The organism is Rhizobium terrae, assembly GCF_003425685.1.
GTDB classification, from domain to species: domain Bacteria; phylum Pseudomonadota; class Alphaproteobacteria; order Rhizobiales; family Rhizobiaceae; genus Neorhizobium; species Neorhizobium terrae.
In genome coordinates this window covers 440027-455577 of sequence record NZ_QJKM01000002.1, presented here as the reverse complement: position 1 = coordinate 455577, position 15551 = coordinate 440027, and the positions used below count along the sequence as shown (strand labels likewise).

General features: G+C 62.2%; 12 protein-coding genes. 6 read left to right on the top strand and 6 right to left on the bottom strand.

Annotated elements, in window-relative coordinates; translation table 11 throughout:
• The first annotated feature begins 2 nt into the window (after positions 1-2).
• The 6 genes from DMO26_RS05105 to DMO26_RS05080 all read left to right on the top strand — a co-directional run bounded on the left by DMO26_RS05105 (position 3) and on the right by DMO26_RS05080 (position 6955).
• On the top strand, positions 3-1364 hold the full coding sequence (locus DMO26_RS05105) for an ABC transporter substrate-binding protein (protein WP_117190920.1): 1362 nt from the start codon (positions 3-5) through the stop codon (positions 1362-1364).
• Positions 1365-1453: 89 nt separating this feature from the next.
• Positions 1454-2467 carry a carbohydrate ABC transporter permease gene (locus tag DMO26_RS05100; RefSeq protein ID WP_117190919.1) on the top strand — a complete coding sequence of 338 codons (1014 nt, stop codon included), beginning with the start codon at positions 1454-1456 and terminating at the stop codon, positions 2465-2467.
• A 1-nt stretch (position 2468) separates the two neighbouring features.
• Positions 2469-3626: a carbohydrate ABC transporter permease gene (locus DMO26_RS05095; protein ID WP_117190918.1), complete on the top strand. Its 1158-nt coding sequence runs from the start codon at positions 2469-2471 to the stop codon at positions 3624-3626.
• Positions 3627-3655: 29 nt separating this feature from the next.
• Positions 3656-5311 (top strand): beta-galactosidase BglA, encoded by a 1656-nt coding sequence (gene bglA, locus DMO26_RS05090; RefSeq protein WP_117190917.1) that lies wholly within the window; start codon positions 3656-3658, stop codon positions 5309-5311.
• A gap of 23 nt (positions 5312-5334) precedes the next feature.
• Complete coding sequence (locus tag DMO26_RS05085; RefSeq protein ID WP_117190916.1) at positions 5335-6423, top strand: ABC transporter ATP-binding protein; 1089 nt, start codon at positions 5335-5337, stop codon at positions 6421-6423.
• A 175-nt stretch (positions 6424-6598) separates the two neighbouring features.
• Positions 6599-6955 carry a hypothetical protein gene (locus tag DMO26_RS05080; protein WP_162894732.1) on the top strand — a complete coding sequence of 119 codons (357 nt, stop codon included), beginning with the start codon at positions 6599-6601 and terminating at the stop codon, positions 6953-6955.
• 76 nt (positions 6956-7031) lie between these two features.
• Here the strand turns inward: DMO26_RS05080 and DMO26_RS05075 are convergent, their stop codons facing one another.
• From DMO26_RS05075 to DMO26_RS05050, 6 genes are all read right to left on the bottom strand, one after another.
• Positions 7032-8396, bottom strand: coding sequence for a metallophosphoesterase (locus tag DMO26_RS05075; protein WP_117190914.1), 1365 nt, complete (start codon positions 8394-8396; stop codon positions 7032-7034).
• 88 nt (positions 8397-8484) lie between these two features.
• Positions 8485-10302, bottom strand: coding sequence for a phosphogluconate dehydratase (gene edd / locus DMO26_RS05070; RefSeq protein ID WP_117190913.1), 1818 nt, complete (start codon positions 10300-10302; stop codon positions 8485-8487).
• A gap of 99 nt (positions 10303-10401) precedes the next feature.
• Entirely contained in the window at positions 10402-11100 is a 699-nt protein-coding gene (gene pgl, locus DMO26_RS05065) for a 6-phosphogluconolactonase (RefSeq protein ID WP_117190912.1), read from the bottom strand.
• Between the two features lie 21 nt (positions 11101-11121).
• Positions 11122-12594, bottom strand: coding sequence for a glucose-6-phosphate dehydrogenase (gene zwf / locus DMO26_RS05060; RefSeq protein WP_117190911.1), 1473 nt, complete (start codon positions 12592-12594; stop codon positions 11122-11124).
• A gap of 102 nt (positions 12595-12696) precedes the next feature.
• Positions 12697-13986: an NAD(P)/FAD-dependent oxidoreductase gene (locus DMO26_RS05055; RefSeq protein WP_117190910.1), complete on the bottom strand. Its 1290-nt coding sequence runs from the start codon at positions 13984-13986 to the stop codon at positions 12697-12699.
• A 10-nt stretch (positions 13987-13996) separates the two neighbouring features.
• Positions 13997-15436 (bottom strand): glutamine synthetase family protein, encoded by a 1440-nt coding sequence (locus DMO26_RS05050; protein WP_117190909.1) that lies wholly within the window; start codon positions 15434-15436, stop codon positions 13997-13999.
• Positions 15437-15551 lie beyond the last annotated feature (115 nt).

Below are 15551 nucleotides of genomic sequence, written 5' to 3'. Positions count from 1 at the left end.
TCATGAAGGCATCGTTTTGGATCGGTACGGCGCTGGCGGTTCTCCTCGCCGGCGGCGCCTCAGCCCAGCAGCTGAAATTCCCGCCGGGCCAGGATCAGCGCTTCAACTGGAAGAGCTACGAGGATTTCAAGGCCGCCCATGCCAACCTCAAGGGGCAGGGCCTGACGCTCTTCGGCCCCTGGCGCGGCGAGGACGAGGTACTCTTCAACAGCGTTCTGGCCTATTTCAATGCGGCGACCGGCATCAATGGCCGCTATTCCTCTTCCGAAAACTACGAGCAGCAGATCGTCATCGATACGCAGGCGGGCTCCCCACCGAACATTGCCATCATTCCCCAGCCGGGCCTGCTGGCCGACCTCGCCGCCAAAGGCTTCCTGACGTCGCTTGGCCAGGAGAATTCCGACTGGGTCAAGACCAACTACGGCTCTGGTGCGGACTGGATCCGCTACGGCACCTACAAGGGCAAGGACGGCAAGGAGGCGTATTTCGGCTTCCCCTTCAAGGCGGACTTCAAGTCCATGGTCTGGTATGTGCCCGAGAATTTCGAGGAGGCAGGCTACGACGTTCCGAAGACCATGGAGGACCTGATCAAGCTCAGCGACCAGATCGTTGCCGATGGCGGGGTTCCGTGGTGCATCGGTCTCGGCTCCGGCGGCGCCACGGGCTGGCCGGCGACCGACTGGGTCGAGGACATGATGCTGCGCACCCAGAAGCCGGAGGTCTACGACAAATGGGTAAGCAACGAAGTCAAGTTCGATGATCCGGCCGTGGTCGGCGCCATCGACGAGTTCGGCAAGTTCGGCAAGAATCCCAAATATGTCGCCGGCGGGGTTGCGGCCGTCTCCTCGACCGACTTCCGCGACAGCCCGAAGGGCCTCTTCGACATTCCGCCGAAATGTTACCTGCACCACCAGGCATCCTTCGTGCCCTCCTTCTTCCCGCCGGGCACGGAACTCGGCACCGATGCCGACTTCTTCTACCTGCCGACCTACGCTTCGAAGCCGGATCTCGGAACGCCGGTTCTCGGCGCCGGCACGATGTTTGCCATCACCAAGGATTCGCCGGCCGCCAAGGCCTTTATCGAATTCCTGAAGACGCCGATCGCCCACGAGGTCTGGATGGCGCAGTCATCGTTCCTGACACCGTTCAAGGGTGCCAATCCGGATGCCTATGCCAATGAAGTCCTCAAGAAGCAGGGCGAGCTTCTGACGACCGCCACGACCTTTCGCTTCGATGCTTCCGACCTGATGCCCGGCAAGATCGGCGCTGGCGCGTTCTGGACCGGCATGGTGGATTACGTCGGCGGCAAGGACGCCAAGACCGTTGCATCCGACATCCAGAAGGCATGGGACGGCCTGAAATAGGTCCTCCGCAGGCGCTGATATCGAACCGCGCCGGTCCCGGCGCGGTCTCATCAAAAAGATCCGCATAGAACGGTGAAAAGGGGAGAGGCATGATCTCGCAGATCGTTTCAGCCGTCGGCGTCGTGATCGCCGGCGTTTTTGTCTGTGCGTTGTATTACTGGCTCTCCGACAAGGCGCTGCAGCTCGCCTTTCCCGTGCCGGAGGACAACGTCCGCGCCGCGTCCGTCAATCTCAACCGGCGCGCGGTGGTGCGCCCCTGGCTGTTTCTCGGCCCGGCGCTGATCCTGCTCGTCGTCTATCTCGTCTATCCTGTCATCGCCACCTTCATCCTGTCCTTCTACGATCGGTCGGGCGGCAATTTCGTCGGCCTCGCGAACTATCGATGGGCAATCCAGGACGGCCAGTTCCGGCAGTCGATCTTCAACAACATCCTCTGGCTTGCCGTGGTCCCGGCTGCCTGCACCTTTTTCGGCCTTGTCATCGCGGTACTGACCGACCGCATCTGGTGGGGCAATATCGCCAAAAGCCTGATCTTCATGCCGATGGCGATCTCCTTCGTCGGGGCCTCGGTCATCTGGAAGTTCATCTACGAATATCGCGGCGGCAACGGAGCGCAGATCGGCCTGCTCAACGCCATCGTTGAAGCTTTCGGCGGCCAGCCGCAGGTCTGGATTTCCTTGCCCTTCTGGAACAACTTCTTTCTGATGATCATCCTCATCTGGATCCAGACGGGCTTTGCCATGGTCATCCTGTCGGCCGCGCTGCGCGGCATTCCGGAGGAAACCATCGAGGCGGCCGTCATCGACGGCGCCAATGGCTGGCAGATCTTCTGGAAGATCATGGTCCCGCAGATATGGGGCACGATCGCCGTCGTCTGGACGACGATCACCATTCTCGTCCTGAAGGTCTTCGACATCGTGCTGACCATGACCAACGGCCAGTGGAACACCATGGTGCTGGCGAACCTGATGTTCGACTGGATGTTCCGCGGCGGCGGCGACAGCGGCCGGAGCGCCGTCATAGCGCTGGTCATCATGGCCGCCGTCACCCCCATCATGATCTGGAACATCCGCCAGGCGAACAAGGAAATGGGGGGCCATTGAGATGACTGCAATCGCAAGCCTCCGCCGCGTCGGCCTTCCCCGCCTCGTCGTCCACGTCTCCGTTCTTCTCATCTGCATCGTCTGGCTGATCCCGACGCTCGGCATTCTCGTCACCTCCTTCCGGGATGCGGGCCAGATCACCGCGTCCGGCTGGTGGACGGCCTTCACCGGCGCGGCCGAAACAAGCGCTGCCCGGCTTGGCGAACCGTCCACTGCCCGGCAGGAGGGTGCGAACTACGTCATTTCAGGCTCGGTCTTCGAAGGGGGACAAGGCGGAACGGTGCGCGCCTTCGGCACGCGCGTTGCAGCGCCGACGGAGTTTCCGGCCGGGCAGACCGCCGACATCGGAAACGGCGAGACGCTGACCATCAACGAGGACGGCAGCTACATCTACTCCAAGAATGCGCCTTTCGAGGGCCGCGGCAAGCGCGTCTACCTTTCCGTCGCGACGCCGCCTTCGTTCACCACCGACAATTATCGTACGGTCTTGACCTCGCAGGGAATCGGTCAGTCCTTCGTCAACTCATTGACGGTCGCCATCCCGGCGACGATCATTCCAATCCTGATCGCCGCGTTCGCGGCATATGCGCTGTCCTGGATGGAGTTTCCCGGCCGTGCCCTGATCATCGCCATGGTCGTGGGGCTCATTGTCGTCCCCCTTCAGATGTCGCTCATTCCGCTTCTCAGGATGTATAACGAGATCGGCAACTTCTTCGGCGTTCCGTCGCGCAGCTATGCGGGCATCTGGCTTGCCCATTCGGCTTTCGGCATGCCGCTGGCGATCTATCTCCTGCGCAACTACATTGCCGGCCTGCCGCGGGAGATCATCGAATCCGCCCGTGTCGACGGCGCCAGCGATTTCGAGATCTTCGTCAAGATCATCCTGCCGCTGTCCTTTCCGGCGCTGGCCTCCTTTTCGATCTTCCAGTTCCTCTGGACGTGGAACGACCTTCTCGTCGCCATGGTCTTCCTCGGCACCGGCAAGGATCAGCTTGTCCTGACCGGTGCGCTCAATGCGCTTCTGGGGTCGATGGGCGGAAAATGGGAGATACTGACGGCGTCGGCCTTCATAACGATCGTCGTGCCGATTATCGTCTTTTTTGCACTGCAACGGTATCTGGTTCGCGGCCTGCTTGCCGGCTCCGTGAAGGGCGGCTGATCAACACGAAAAACGACATAGGATATTGAATGAACATTTCCGCAGACGCCCCCGCAGCACCGGACAAGGACTGGTGGCGCGGAGCCGTCATCTACCAGATCTACCCGCGTTCCTATCAGGATTCGAACGGCGACGGCATCGGCGACCTGAAGGGCATCACCGCGCGCCTGCCGCATGTCGCGGCGCTCGGCGCCGACGCCATCTGGATCTCACCCTTCTTCCCATCGCCGATGAAGGATTTCGGTTACGACGTTTCGAATTATACGGATGTCGATCCGATGTTCGGTTCGCTGTCCGATTTCGACGGCCTGATCGCGGAAGCCCATCGGCTCGGCATCAAGGTGATGATCGACCTCGTGATGTCGCACAGTTCCGACCAGCATCCCTGGTTCATCGAGAGCCGGTCGAGCCGTTTCAATCCAAAAGCCGACTGGTATGTCTGGGCCGACGCCAAGCCGGACGGTACGCCGCCCAACAACTGGTTGTCGATCTTCGGCGGATCGGCTTGGGCTTGGGATCCGACGCGCATGCAATATTACATGCATAACTTCCTGACCTCGCAGCCGGATATGAATCTCCACAATCCCGAGGTCCAGGATGCGCTGCTCGACATGACGCGCTTCTGGTTGAAGCGCGGCGTCGACGGCTTCCGGCTCGATACGATCAACTTCTATTTCCACGACAAGGACCTGCGCGACAACCCTGCGCTCGATCCGTCCCGCCGTAATGCCTCCACCGCGCCGGCGGTGAATCCCTATAATTTCCAAGAGCATCTCTACGACAAGAACCGGCCGGAGAACCTGGAATTCTTGAAGCGGTTCCGCGCCGTGCTCGACGAGTTTCCGGCGATTGCCGCAGTGGGCGAGGTGGGCGACAGCCAGCGCGGGCTTGAAATCGTCGGCGAATACACGTCCGGCACCGACAAGATGCAGATGTGCTACGCCTTCGAATTCCTGGCGCCCGACCCGCTGACGCCGGCGCGCGTCGCAGAGGTGCAGAACGCCTTTGCGGTTGCCGCGCCGGATGGCTGGGCCTGCTGGGCCTTCTCGAACCACGACGTGGTGAGGCATGTCAGCCGCTGGGGCCACGACGTCCTCGACCGCGACGGATATGCCAAGATGGCATCCGCCATCCTGATGAGCCAGCGCGGCTCCGTCTGCATCTATCAGGGCGAGGAACTCGGCCTCACCGAGGCGGATATCGCCTATGCCGACCTGCAGGATCCTTACGGCATCCAGTTCTGGCCGGAATTCAAGGGGCGTGACGGTTGCCGCACGCCGATGGTCTGGGACAGCCAGGCGCTGCAGGCGGGATTTTCAACCGCCGAAAGGACGTGGCTGCCCATTCCGGTGGAGCATCAGCTGCGCGCCGTGGGCGCCCAGTACGGCGACCCCTCGTCGGTACTGGAGCAGTACCGCCGCTTTCTGGCCTTCCGCAAGCAGCATCCGGCTTTTGCCAAGGGCGAAATCCTGTTTCTGCCGGAAAACGGTTCCGTGCTCGGTTACGAGCGGCGATATGGCAACGAAGTCGTGCTCTGCCTCTTCAACATGAGCGCCATGGAGACCGCAACGGACCTGCCGGTCGGAGACTGGGAAGTGCTGACCGGCCACGGTTTCGAGGCCGGGCTGGAAGACAGACGCGTGACATTGCCGGCGTGGGGGGCGTTCTTCGCCCGCCATCTATAACAAAGCACAAGGGGAGGGAAATCATGGCTGGAGTGATACTCAAGGATATCCGCAAGGCCTATGGCCAGGTGAAGGTGCTGCACGGCATCGACCTGGACATTGCTCAAGGCGAATTCGTGGTCTTCGTCGGCCCGTCCGGCTGCGGCAAGTCCACGCTGCTTCGCATGATTTCCGGCCTCGAAAGCATCACCGGCGGCGAGATGTTCATCGACGGCAAGCTCGTCAACGACGTGCCCCCCTCGCGCCGCGGCATAGCCATGGTCTTCCAGTCCTATGCGCTCTACCCCCATTACACGGTCTACGACAACATGGCCTTCGGCATGCGGATCGCCAGGGAAAGCAAGGAGGAGATCGACCGCCGGGTGCGGGCGGCTGCCGAGATCCTGCAACTCACCCCTTATCTCGACCGGCTGCCGAAGGCGCTCTCCGGCGGCCAGCGCCAGCGCGTCGCGATCGGCCGGGCCATCTGCCGCAATCCCAAGGTCTTCCTGTTCGACGAGCCGCTTTCGAACCTCGATGCGGCGCTGCGGGTCGCGACCCGCATCGAGATCGCCAAGCTCAAGGAGCAGATGCCGGACACGACGATGATCTACGTGACGCACGATCAGGTGGAAGCCATGACGCTTGCCGACCGCATTGTCGTGCTTTCCGCCGGCCGCATCGAACAGGTCGGCCCGCCGCTCGAACTCTACGAGCGGCCGAAAAACCTCTTCGTCGCCCGCTTCATCGGGTCTCCGGCGATGAACATCATTCCCGCCACGATCACCTCGGCGGGCGAGGAAACCACAGTCTCGCTGAAAGGCGGAAAGGCGGTCCATGTTCCCGTACCGACCAATCCTTCCGAAAACGGCAAAGCCGCAAGCTTCGGCGTCCGCCCGGAAGATCTCGTCGTTGCAAAGGGAGACGATTACCTCTTCGAGGGCCGGATCTCCATCGTTGAAGCGCTCGGCGAGGTGACGCTGCTCTATGTCGAAGGGCTTGCCGGTCACGAACCCATCATTGCCAAGATTCCAGGCATCCTGGAGGTGAAGAAAGGCGACATGATGCGTTTCTCGGCGGACTCCAGAAAGCTGCACCTTTTCGATACGGAAGGTAAGACTTATCGTATTTAAGGATTTACTGAGCGTTTACCGTGTTTTTGAGACAGCTCGAAAGGATTGTCTCGAAACGGGCCCTCAAAACGCTCTGTTAAACTTCGCCGGCTAGCCTTCTCCTATTAAAAGAAGGAGGTTTGTCGTGAGTGCCGCTCCGACCAAAAGCAATTATCTGAACAAGGAAGAGTCTTTCATGTACGACCGCGAGAAGCGGTTCAAGATGGAAGACACGATGAACGCTGCGCGTATCGAATATACGGAAAAGGGCGTGATGAACATGGCGCAGCGCCGCTGCGACGTTCTTCGCATTTCGCAAAGCGAGGCGGTGCTCGGCATATTGACGCAGTACAACCTGCCGCAGCAGTTTTACCTCGACATTCCCGACGCCCGCATCACCAAGGTCGGCTGCCTGCTGATGCGCACCAATGCCAACAACACGATCCAGGTCCGCTTCCTGCGTCTGCTGACGGAAAAGGAAATGAACCGCATTTTCGTGTTCTCGACGCATCCGAACCACAAGGACAGGACGCTCGATATCCGCTCCTGGTAAAAGCCGGAGGCTTCAGCTGCACCTTCAGGGATCGCCCGGAACTTCCAAGGTTTCGGGCGATTTGTTTTCCGCTGCCTCAGGCCTTCTTCGCCAGCGTTTCGGCGACGAGCTGCTTCAGTTTGAGATCCGGCACCTCGGTAAAGACGATGTCCTCGCGGCCGAAATAGCTCTTCTTGTTGATCGCCGACCAGTCGTTGCAGACGATCTTGAAACGCGCCTTGCCTTCCGGCGCCTTGGGAGAGGCATAGAGGAAGTCGCCGGTGCGGCCGGCAAGCGGAATGTCTCCGTCCTGGTTGCAGCGGGCGAGGATCGCCATCAGCACCGTTGCATCCACGTCCGAAACCATCAGCTTGCCTTCGAAGCGCAGCCCGGCATTGTAATCAAACCGCGTCACGTCGCCGGCCGGCAGGCCGGTGCCGAAGGAGGTATGGCCGATGAAGCCGATATCGGCACCTGTCTTCGCGGCCATCGCTTCTGCCGCAAAGCGGGCGGTCTCGCCCAATGTCATGGCCTTGGACGTCTTCGCGACGACTGTGCGTTCGTCGTCCTTCAGGTGCTTGGCGAGCACGGCTGGGACGAGGTCCTTCAGTACGGCGGAGGATGGTCCGGCCCTGTCAATCTCGATCCGTGCAAGCTCTGGCGCCTTGCCGGCGGCCTTGAAGGTGGCGACCATCATCGCCGACGACCAGGAGCCGGTATGGATGTAGCGCGTCTCACCTTGGCTATGCGTCAGCGTCAGGTGGTCGTGGCCGCCGATCATCAGCGTGCCGTCCGGTACGATCGGCAGGATATCGCGATCCGGAACGACGCCAGCATGGCTGAGCACAATGTTGACGCCTTCCCCGGCAAGCAGCGTCGGCAAATTGGCCTTGGCCCATTCCACAGGCTTCGGGATGTCCATCATCTCGCGCGTCGGTTTCGGATAGGTGCCGATCGCGTCGGTCGCAAATGCGGCGAGTTTTACCTTGAGTCCGCCGATCTCGATCTCTTTGCCGGCCTCGGCGTAGGGTTTGCCGGTGCGCTTGTCGACGATGTTGCTGAGTACGGTGATACCGAGGCCGCGGGCGCGCTCGACGAAATGCGCAAGGTCGTTGTCGAGGTCCGGTTCGTGGTTGCCGATGTTGACGACGGTCGGCGCGAGCTTGGCCAGTGCGTCGAGGAAGGCCCAGTCGATCTCGCCGGCCGAACGGGTGGCGACGACATTGCCGAGCTCGAAGATATCGCCGTTGATCAGGATGATCTGCGGAACGCTCGCCGTTGCGATCTGTCTTTCGATCACGGCGAGAAGCTGGCCCATCCGCTCATAGGCGGAATGCAGGTCTGAAAGAACGATCGCCTGGAAACCCTGGCCGGCTGCCACTGCGATATTGGGGAGGAAGGGGAGGGCCGAGCTCGACGCCATCAGCGTTAACATGTTTCGGCGGCTGATCTCTGCGCACATAGGTGATCTCCCAAGCGGTTGGTTGGCTTGGGAGCTTCTTAGGAAGGCCTGAAGACAGGCGTATGACGGATTGGCCGTACCGGCGTCTTCAGGCGAAGACGCTGGCGCCCTGATCCGCATGGCCGACATTGCGGCGGAAGGCGGCAAAGAGTTCGCGGCCCATGCCGAATTCGTTGCCGGAAAGGTCGGCGACGACGGGCGTGCGAGCCTCAAACTCCGCCGCATCCACCAGCACTTCCAGCGTGCCGGCGACCGCATCGAGACGGATCATGTCGCCGTCCTTGATCTTTGCGATCGGCCCGCCGTCGGAGGCTTCCGGGGTGATGTGGATCGCTGCCGGCACCTTGCCGGAGGCGCCGGACATGCGGCCGTCGGTCACGAGCGCCACCTTGAAGCCGCGGTCCTGCAGAACGCCGAGCGGCGGGGTCAGCCGATGCAGTTCCGGCATGCCGTTCGCCTTCGGTCCCTGAAAACGCACGACGGCAACGAAATCGCGGTTCAGTTCGCCGCGCTTGAAGGCGTCCTGCAGTTCCTGCTGGTCGTGGAAGACGAGGGCGGGGGCCTCGATGACATGCCGCTCGGGCTTGACTGCGGAAATCTTGATGACCGAACGGCCGATATTGCCTGTAAGCATCCTGAGCCCGCCGGTTTTCTGGAAAGGCGTCTCGACCGAGGCCAGGACCTTCGGGTCGCCGCTCTCGTCAGGGATCGCTTCGCGGACGACCTGCCCGTTCTCGCCGAGCTTCGCCTCCACGGTATAGGCCTCCAACCCCTGGCCGAAGACGGTGCGCACGTCGTCGTGCAGGTAGCCCTTCTTCAGGAGCTGTTTGATGAGGAAGCCCATGCCGCCGGCAGCGTGGAAATGGTTCACGTCGGAAAGGCCGTTCGGATAGACGCGGGCGAGCAGCGGCACGACGTCCGAGAGTTCGGAAATATCCTGCCAGGTGAGATGGATACCGGCGGCGCGCGCCATGGCGACGAGATGCAGCGTGTGATTGGTCGAGCCGCCGGTCGCATGCAGGCCGACGACACCGTTGACGATCGAGCGTTCGTCGATCATCTCGCCTGCGGGGGTGAATTCGTTGCCGAGCGCGGTGATCGCAAGCGCCCGTTTGGCGGCTTCGCGGGTCAGCGCCTCGCGAAGCGGCGTGCCGGGGTTGACGAAGGAGGCGCCGGGCATGTGGAAGCCCATGATCTCCATCAGCATCTGATTGGAATTGGCGGTGCCGTAGAAGGTGCAGGTGCCCGGGCTGTGATAGGATTTGGACTCCGCTTCGAGCAATTCGGCGCGGCCGACCTTGCCTTCCGCATAAAGCTGGCGGATGCGCGACTTCTCGTCGTTCGGCAGGCCTGACGTCATCGGCCCGGCCGGAATGAAGACGGAAGGCAGGTGGCCGAAGGAGAGCGCCGCGATGACCAGGCCCGGCACGATCTTGTCGCAGATGCCGAGGAAGACCGCCGCATCGAACATGTTGTGCGACAGGCCGATGCCGGCCGCCATGGCGATCGCATCGCGCGAGAAAAGCGAAAGCTCCATGCCCGGCTGGCCCTGGGTCACGCCGTCGCACATGGCTGGCACGCCGCCGGCGACCTGGGCGATGCCGCCTGCTTCCCGTGCCGCTTCCCGGATGATCGGAGGAAAGGTCTCGTAGGGCTGGTGGGCCGAGAGCATGTCGTTATAGGCGGTGATGATGCCGAGGTTCGGAACGACGTCTCCTGCGAGCGCCTCCTTCTCGGCGGGGGAACAGACCGCAAATCCGTGGGCGAGATTGCCGCAGGAAAGGACGGCGCGGTGCGGACCGCGGGAGGCCGCCCGCCGCACCCGGTCGAGATAAGCTTCGCGATGCGGTTTCGAGCGTTCGACGATACGGGCGGTGATCGCCTCGATGCTGGAATGGGCGGCCATGGTCCTGTCCTCTCTGGTCAACCCCGGCCTTGGGAGCGGCGGTGGACTTTGAAAGGCCCATGGCCGACCGGGATTGCTGCCGTTGCAATTCGGGGCGCGTCAGGGCGCCCAGTAGATTTCGAGCGGCGATGCGGCGCGGTTGAGTACGGCGCGGATCGGCATTTCCGTCTCGTCGGAACCGGCTTTCGCCTGTTCCAGCACGTCCTTCTTGCCCTGGCCCTCGATATGCAGCGCCAGGAAGCGTGCATCGGAAAGGCTGGCGAAGGAGAAGGTCAGTCGCTCTTCGCCCGCGCCTTCCGCCTGCATGGTCAGGATGCCGCGTGGAGCCGAGAGATCGAGGGCACGGTCAAGATTGTTGCCATGCGGAAAGAAGGAGGCCGTGTGGCCGTCACCGCCCATGCCGAGGATCGCCACGTCGAACGGATTGCCGATGCCGGCGGTCTTTTCCGTCGCCATGACCGCCGCGTCCTCGATCGAGGGCACGTTGTAATAGAGCGGAACGAAGGTCGCGGCCGCCGCCTTGTCCTTCAGCAGATGCGTCGCGACGAGCAGGTGGTTGGAACGCGGATTGTCGGCGGGTACGAAGCGCTCGTCGACCAGCGTCACGCTCACTCTGCCCCAGTCGATATCGCGGGTCGCAAGCGCCTCGAAGAAACGCTTCGGCGTCGAGCCGCCCGAGACCGCGAGCGAGGCGGCGCCCCGCTCGCGGATCGCCGTTTCGAGCCGTGCTGCAACCTCGTCCGCCAGGCTGGCGGCGAGGGCTGCGGCATCGGGAAATTCATGCAGGTTACCGGTCATGTCTGTAAGCCTTCATGCCCCTCAGCCTTCATGCCAGGTGCGGCCGTCGCGCTCGATCAGCGCGATCGCCTGGCTCGGCCCCCAGGTGCCGGCGGTATAACCCTGCACCTGCTGGCCGGTGGCTTCCCAGCCTTTCAGGATCGGATCGACCCAGCGCCATGCGGCTTCCACCTCGTCGCGGCGCATGAACAGCGTCTGGTTGGAGCGGATCGTATCCGTCAGCAGGCGCTCGTAGGCATCCGGATTGCGGACGTTGAAAGCCTGGGCAAAGCTCATGTCGAGCGAGACTTCGCGCAACCGCATGCCGCCCGGACCGGGATCCTTGATCATCAGCGACTGTTTGACGCCCTCGTCCGGCTGCAGGCGGATGATCAGCTGGTTCGCCGAGATGCGGCCCGCCGACGAGTCGAAGATGTTGTGCGGGATCGGCTTGAAGGTGATGACGATCTCCGAGACACGGGCCGCGAGGCGCTTGCCGGTGCGGATGTAGAAGGGCACGCCCGCCCAGCGCCAGTTGCCGATCTCCGCCTTGATGGCGACGAAGGTTTCGGTGTTGGAAACGCCGCCCTCCAGCTCTTCCAGGTAACCCTTGACCGGTCCGCCCGCGGAAGCGCCGGCCCGGTACTGGCCGCGCACCGTCATCTGCTCGACATTGGCTTCGGTGATCGGCTTCAGGGCGCGGAGAACCTTGAGTTTCTCGTCGCGAACCGCCTCCGAATACATGGAGGAGGGCACTTCCATGGCCACGAGGCAGAGAAGCTGCAGGATGTGGTTCTGCACCATGTCGCGCAGCGCGCCGGCCGTATCGTAATATCCCGCGCGGCCTTCGAGGCCAACGGCTTCGGCGACGGTGATCTGCACGTGGTCGATATGCTGGGCATTCCAGAGCGGCTCGTAGAGCGCGTTCGCAAAGCGCAGCGCCATCAGGTTCTGCACCGTCTCCTTACCGAGATAATGGTCGATGCGGAAGATCTGCTCTTCGTTGAAGACCTTGCCGATCGTGTCGTTGAGCTGGAGCGCCGAGGCAAGGTCGCGGCCGATCGGCTTTTCGACGACGATGCGGGTTGCCTTGGTGATCAGCTTGTAGTCGCGGATCTTTTCCGAGATCGCGCCGAAGATGCCGGGTGCCACGGCGAGATAGAAGACGCGGATGCGGTCCTTGCCGTCATCGAGCAACTTCTTCAGTTCCGCCCAGCCGCCTTCGGCCTTGGCATCGACCGGGACGTAATAGAGGCGCTGGCAGAATTTCTGGACTTCCGCCTCGTCATATTCGCCCTTCTTCAGGTGCTCCTTGAGCGCATCCTGGGCGAACTTGCGGTAATCTTCATGGGAAAGCGCGCTGCGGGAGGCGCCGATGATGCGGGTCGGTTCGGTGAACTGACCTTCGATCTGGCGGTGGTAGAGGGCGGGAAGGAGCTTGCGTTCCGCAAGGTCGCCGGTACCGCCGAACACGACACAATCAAAGGCCTCGACTGGGATGATCTGGCTGCTCATCGCTGTTCTTTCGTCCTGCATGGTTGGGGGCATACTTATTCTAATCGATTTAAAAACGCTAGCCCGAATTGGCATCCGGGACCTACTAAGGTTGCTTGCTTGTCAGAGCCTGTCGCGCAGCGCAAACCACGTAAGGGCAAGGAAAAGCAGCGGTGTCCGCATATGGCGCCCGCCCGGGAAGGCGGGGATCTTGAGTGCGGCAAGGTGATCGAGATCGGTCGCCTTGCCGGTGACCATATCAGCATAAAGCTTGCCACAATAGTTTGACAGCATCACGCCATGACCGGAATAACCGCCGATCGAGGTGACGCCGGGCATGACCTCGCGCACGAAGGGCTGGCGCGGCATGGTGATACCCACGTTTCCGCCCCATACATGGGTGATTTCGACGTCTTTCAGAGCAGGATAGGTGGCGACGATCTGCCGGCGGATCGCATTTGCCGTATCGGCCGGATCCCTGGAGGAATAGACTTCGCGGCCGCCGAAGAGCAGCCGGTTGTCCCGGCTCTTGCGGAAATAGCGCACCACGAACCGCGAATCAGCGACGGCCTCGCCGCCCGGAATGACATGCGGAAAATCGTCGAGCGGCGGGGTCGCGGCAATGAACGAGCCGATCGGCATGACATGCGCCGCGGTGACCGGTTCGAGATCGCCGATATAGGCATTGGTGGCGACCAGCACCCGCTCGGCGATGAGCGTGCCCCTGGGCGTCTCGACCATGGTCTTGCCGCCTGCCTGGCGGATGGCCGTCGCCTTCGTCATCTCGAAAATTCCCGCGCCGGCGTCGCTGGCGACCCGAGCCAGCCCGACAAGCAGCTTCAGCGGATGGATATGGCCGGTTCCCACGTCGCGGACGCCGCAATAATAGCCCGTCGTTCCAAGCCGCTCGGCGGTTTCCCTGGCATCCATGAAGGTGATATGCGGATAGCCGTAGCGTTCCGCCGCGATCTCCGCATTGGCGCGATAGTCCTTGTCGTGGCCGGGCTTGTGGGAAACGTTCATCTGCCCCGGCATGTAGTCCATGTCGATGCCGTGGGTCCCGGCGAAGTCATGGAGATGCCGTTTGGCATTTTCCGCCATGTCGAACAGGATTTTCGAGCGCTCGTAACCGATCTCCTGTTCGAGCTCCTCCGGCCACCAGCGCTGCCCTGTTCCCATCTGTCCGCCGTTGCGGCCGGATGCGCCGTCGCCGAAACGGCCGGCCTCGATCAGGGCGACCGAGACGCCGGCTTTGGCGAGATTGTAGGCTGCCTGCAGTCCGGTATAACCGCCGCCGATGATCGCCACGTCGACGGTCCTGGATCCGTCAAGCGCCGGATAGGCCGGCCGCTCGCCCACGCTTGCCTGATACCAGGAAATCCCCGGCGCGATCGGGCTTTGCCAACTGTCCATGAGGCAGCCCTCACACGTTGAGGAGCAGGAATTCGCGCTCCCAGGGACTGATGACCTGCATGAAGGTCTCGAACTCGCCGCGCTTCACGCCGGCATAGAGGCCGATGAATTCGGCGCTCAGCACATCGGCCAGCGCAGGGTCGGATTCGAGCAGCGACACGGCTTCCAGCAGACCGCGCGGCAGCTCGATATCGCCTTCGTTGGCGGTGTCTTCCGTCGGCGGCGTGGGATTGGTCTCGTTCATGATCCCGAGCAGCCCGCAACCGAGCGAGGCGGCGAGCGCGAGATAGGGATTGGCGTCGGAAGAGGGCAGGCGGTTTTCGACGCGGCGGGCGGCGGCATCGGAAACCGGCACGCGGAAGGCGGTCGTGCGGTTGTCGTAACCCCAGGCCGTATTGACCGGCGCCGACATGTCCGGCGTCAGGCGACGGTAGGAGTTCACATAGGGCGCCATCATCACGAGCGACTTCGGAATATAGGCCTGCATGCCGCCGATGAAGTGGAAGAACTCCTTCGAGGCCGAGCCGTCCGGATTGGAAAAGACGTTCTTGCCGGTCTTGATATCGACCACCGACTGGTGGATGTGCATGGCCGACCCGGCCTGGCCCTGCATCGGCTTGGCCATGAAGGTAGCATAGATGCCGTGCTTCATCGCCGCCTCGCGGATGGTGCGCTTGAACATGAAGACCTGGTCGGCAAGCTCGATCGGATCGCCGTGGCGCAGATTGATCTCGAGCTGCGCCGGGCCTTCCTCGTGGATCAGCGTGTCGATCTCGAGACCCTGCTTTTCGGAGAAATGATAGATGTCGTCGATCAGCTCGTCGAACTCGTTGATGCCGGCGATCGAATAACCCTGCCCCCCGAGGATCGAGCGGCCGGACCGCCCCTTAGGCGGATGCAGCGGGTAGTCCGGATCGTCGTTCTTGGCGACGAGATAGAATTCTATTTCCGGTGCCACGACCGGCTTCCAGCCTCGGTCTCGATAGAGCTTCACGACGTTCTTCAGCACGTTGCGCGGCGTATAGGGCACAGCCTTGCCCTCGGTATCGACGATGTCGCAGATCACCTGGGCGGTCGGATCGGTCTCCCACGGTACGACGGAGAGGGTCGAGAGGTCGGGCACCAGCTTCAGGTCGCTGTCGCGCGGCTCATAGCGGAATGTGCCGGTTTCTTCCGGATATTCACCGGAGATCGTGTGCCGGTAAAGCGCCGAAGGCAGCGCCAGCGAGGTGTTCGAAGTGAATTTGGAAGACGGCATCATCTTGCCGCGCGGCACGCCGGCAAGATCGGGCGTGATGCATTCAACATCCTCGATCCCGCGCGCTCGAAGCCAGGCGCTGGCCTCCCGCCAGTCCGTCACGCCTCGAAGCGAGGTGAGCGTCGGCTGGGCGACGGCAGCTTTTGCGACCGTGCCGATTGTGGGGGCGGGTTTGGCTTTCTTGGGCGGCATGACACACCGGGGTGAGGTTGATCGGATTTTCCCATCATAACCACGGATCGGCAATTGGCGAGGGGGAGGCGCCATTGACTTTGGACGGCTGATCGAAAACAGCAGTGAATGAAAG

Bases quoted from the DNA above. Each gene is read 5' to 3' on its own strand.
- DMO26_RS05105 (WP_117190920.1), top strand. From the start codon at position 3: ATGAAGGCATCGTTTTGGATCGGTACGGCGCTGGCGGTTCTCCTCGCC.
- DMO26_RS05100 (WP_117190919.1), top strand. From the start codon at position 1,454: ATGATCTCGCAGATCGTTTCAGCCGTCGGCGTCGTGATCGCCGGCGTT.
- DMO26_RS05095 (WP_117190918.1), top strand. From the start codon at position 2,469: ATGACTGCAATCGCAAGCCTCCGCCGCGTCGGCCTTCCCCGCCTCGTC.
- bglA (WP_117190917.1), top strand. From the start codon at position 3,656: ATGAACATTTCCGCAGACGCCCCCGCAGCACCGGACAAGGACTGGTGG.
- DMO26_RS05085 (WP_117190916.1), top strand. From the start codon at position 5,335: ATGGCTGGAGTGATACTCAAGGATATCCGCAAGGCCTATGGCCAGGTG.
- DMO26_RS05080 (WP_162894732.1), top strand. From the start codon at position 6,599: ATGTACGACCGCGAGAAGCGGTTCAAGATGGAAGACACGATGAACGCT.
- DMO26_RS05075 (WP_117190914.1), bottom strand. From the start codon at position 8,396: ATGTGCGCAGAGATCAGCCGCCGAAACATGTTAACGCTGATGGCGTCG.
- edd (WP_117190913.1), bottom strand. From the start codon at position 10,302: ATGGCCGCCCATTCCAGCATCGAGGCGATCACCGCCCGTATCGTCGAA.
- pgl (WP_117190912.1), bottom strand. From the start codon at position 11,100: ATGACCGGTAACCTGCATGAATTTCCCGATGCCGCAGCCCTCGCCGCC.
- zwf (WP_117190911.1), bottom strand. From the start codon at position 12,594: ATGAGCAGCCAGATCATCCCAGTCGAGGCCTTTGATTGTGTCGTGTTC.
- DMO26_RS05055 (WP_117190910.1), bottom strand. From the start codon at position 13,986: ATGGACAGTTGGCAAAGCCCGATCGCGCCGGGGATTTCCTGGTATCAG.
- DMO26_RS05050 (WP_117190909.1), bottom strand. From the start codon at position 15,436: ATGCCGCCCAAGAAAGCCAAACCCGCCCCCACAATCGGCACGGTCGCA.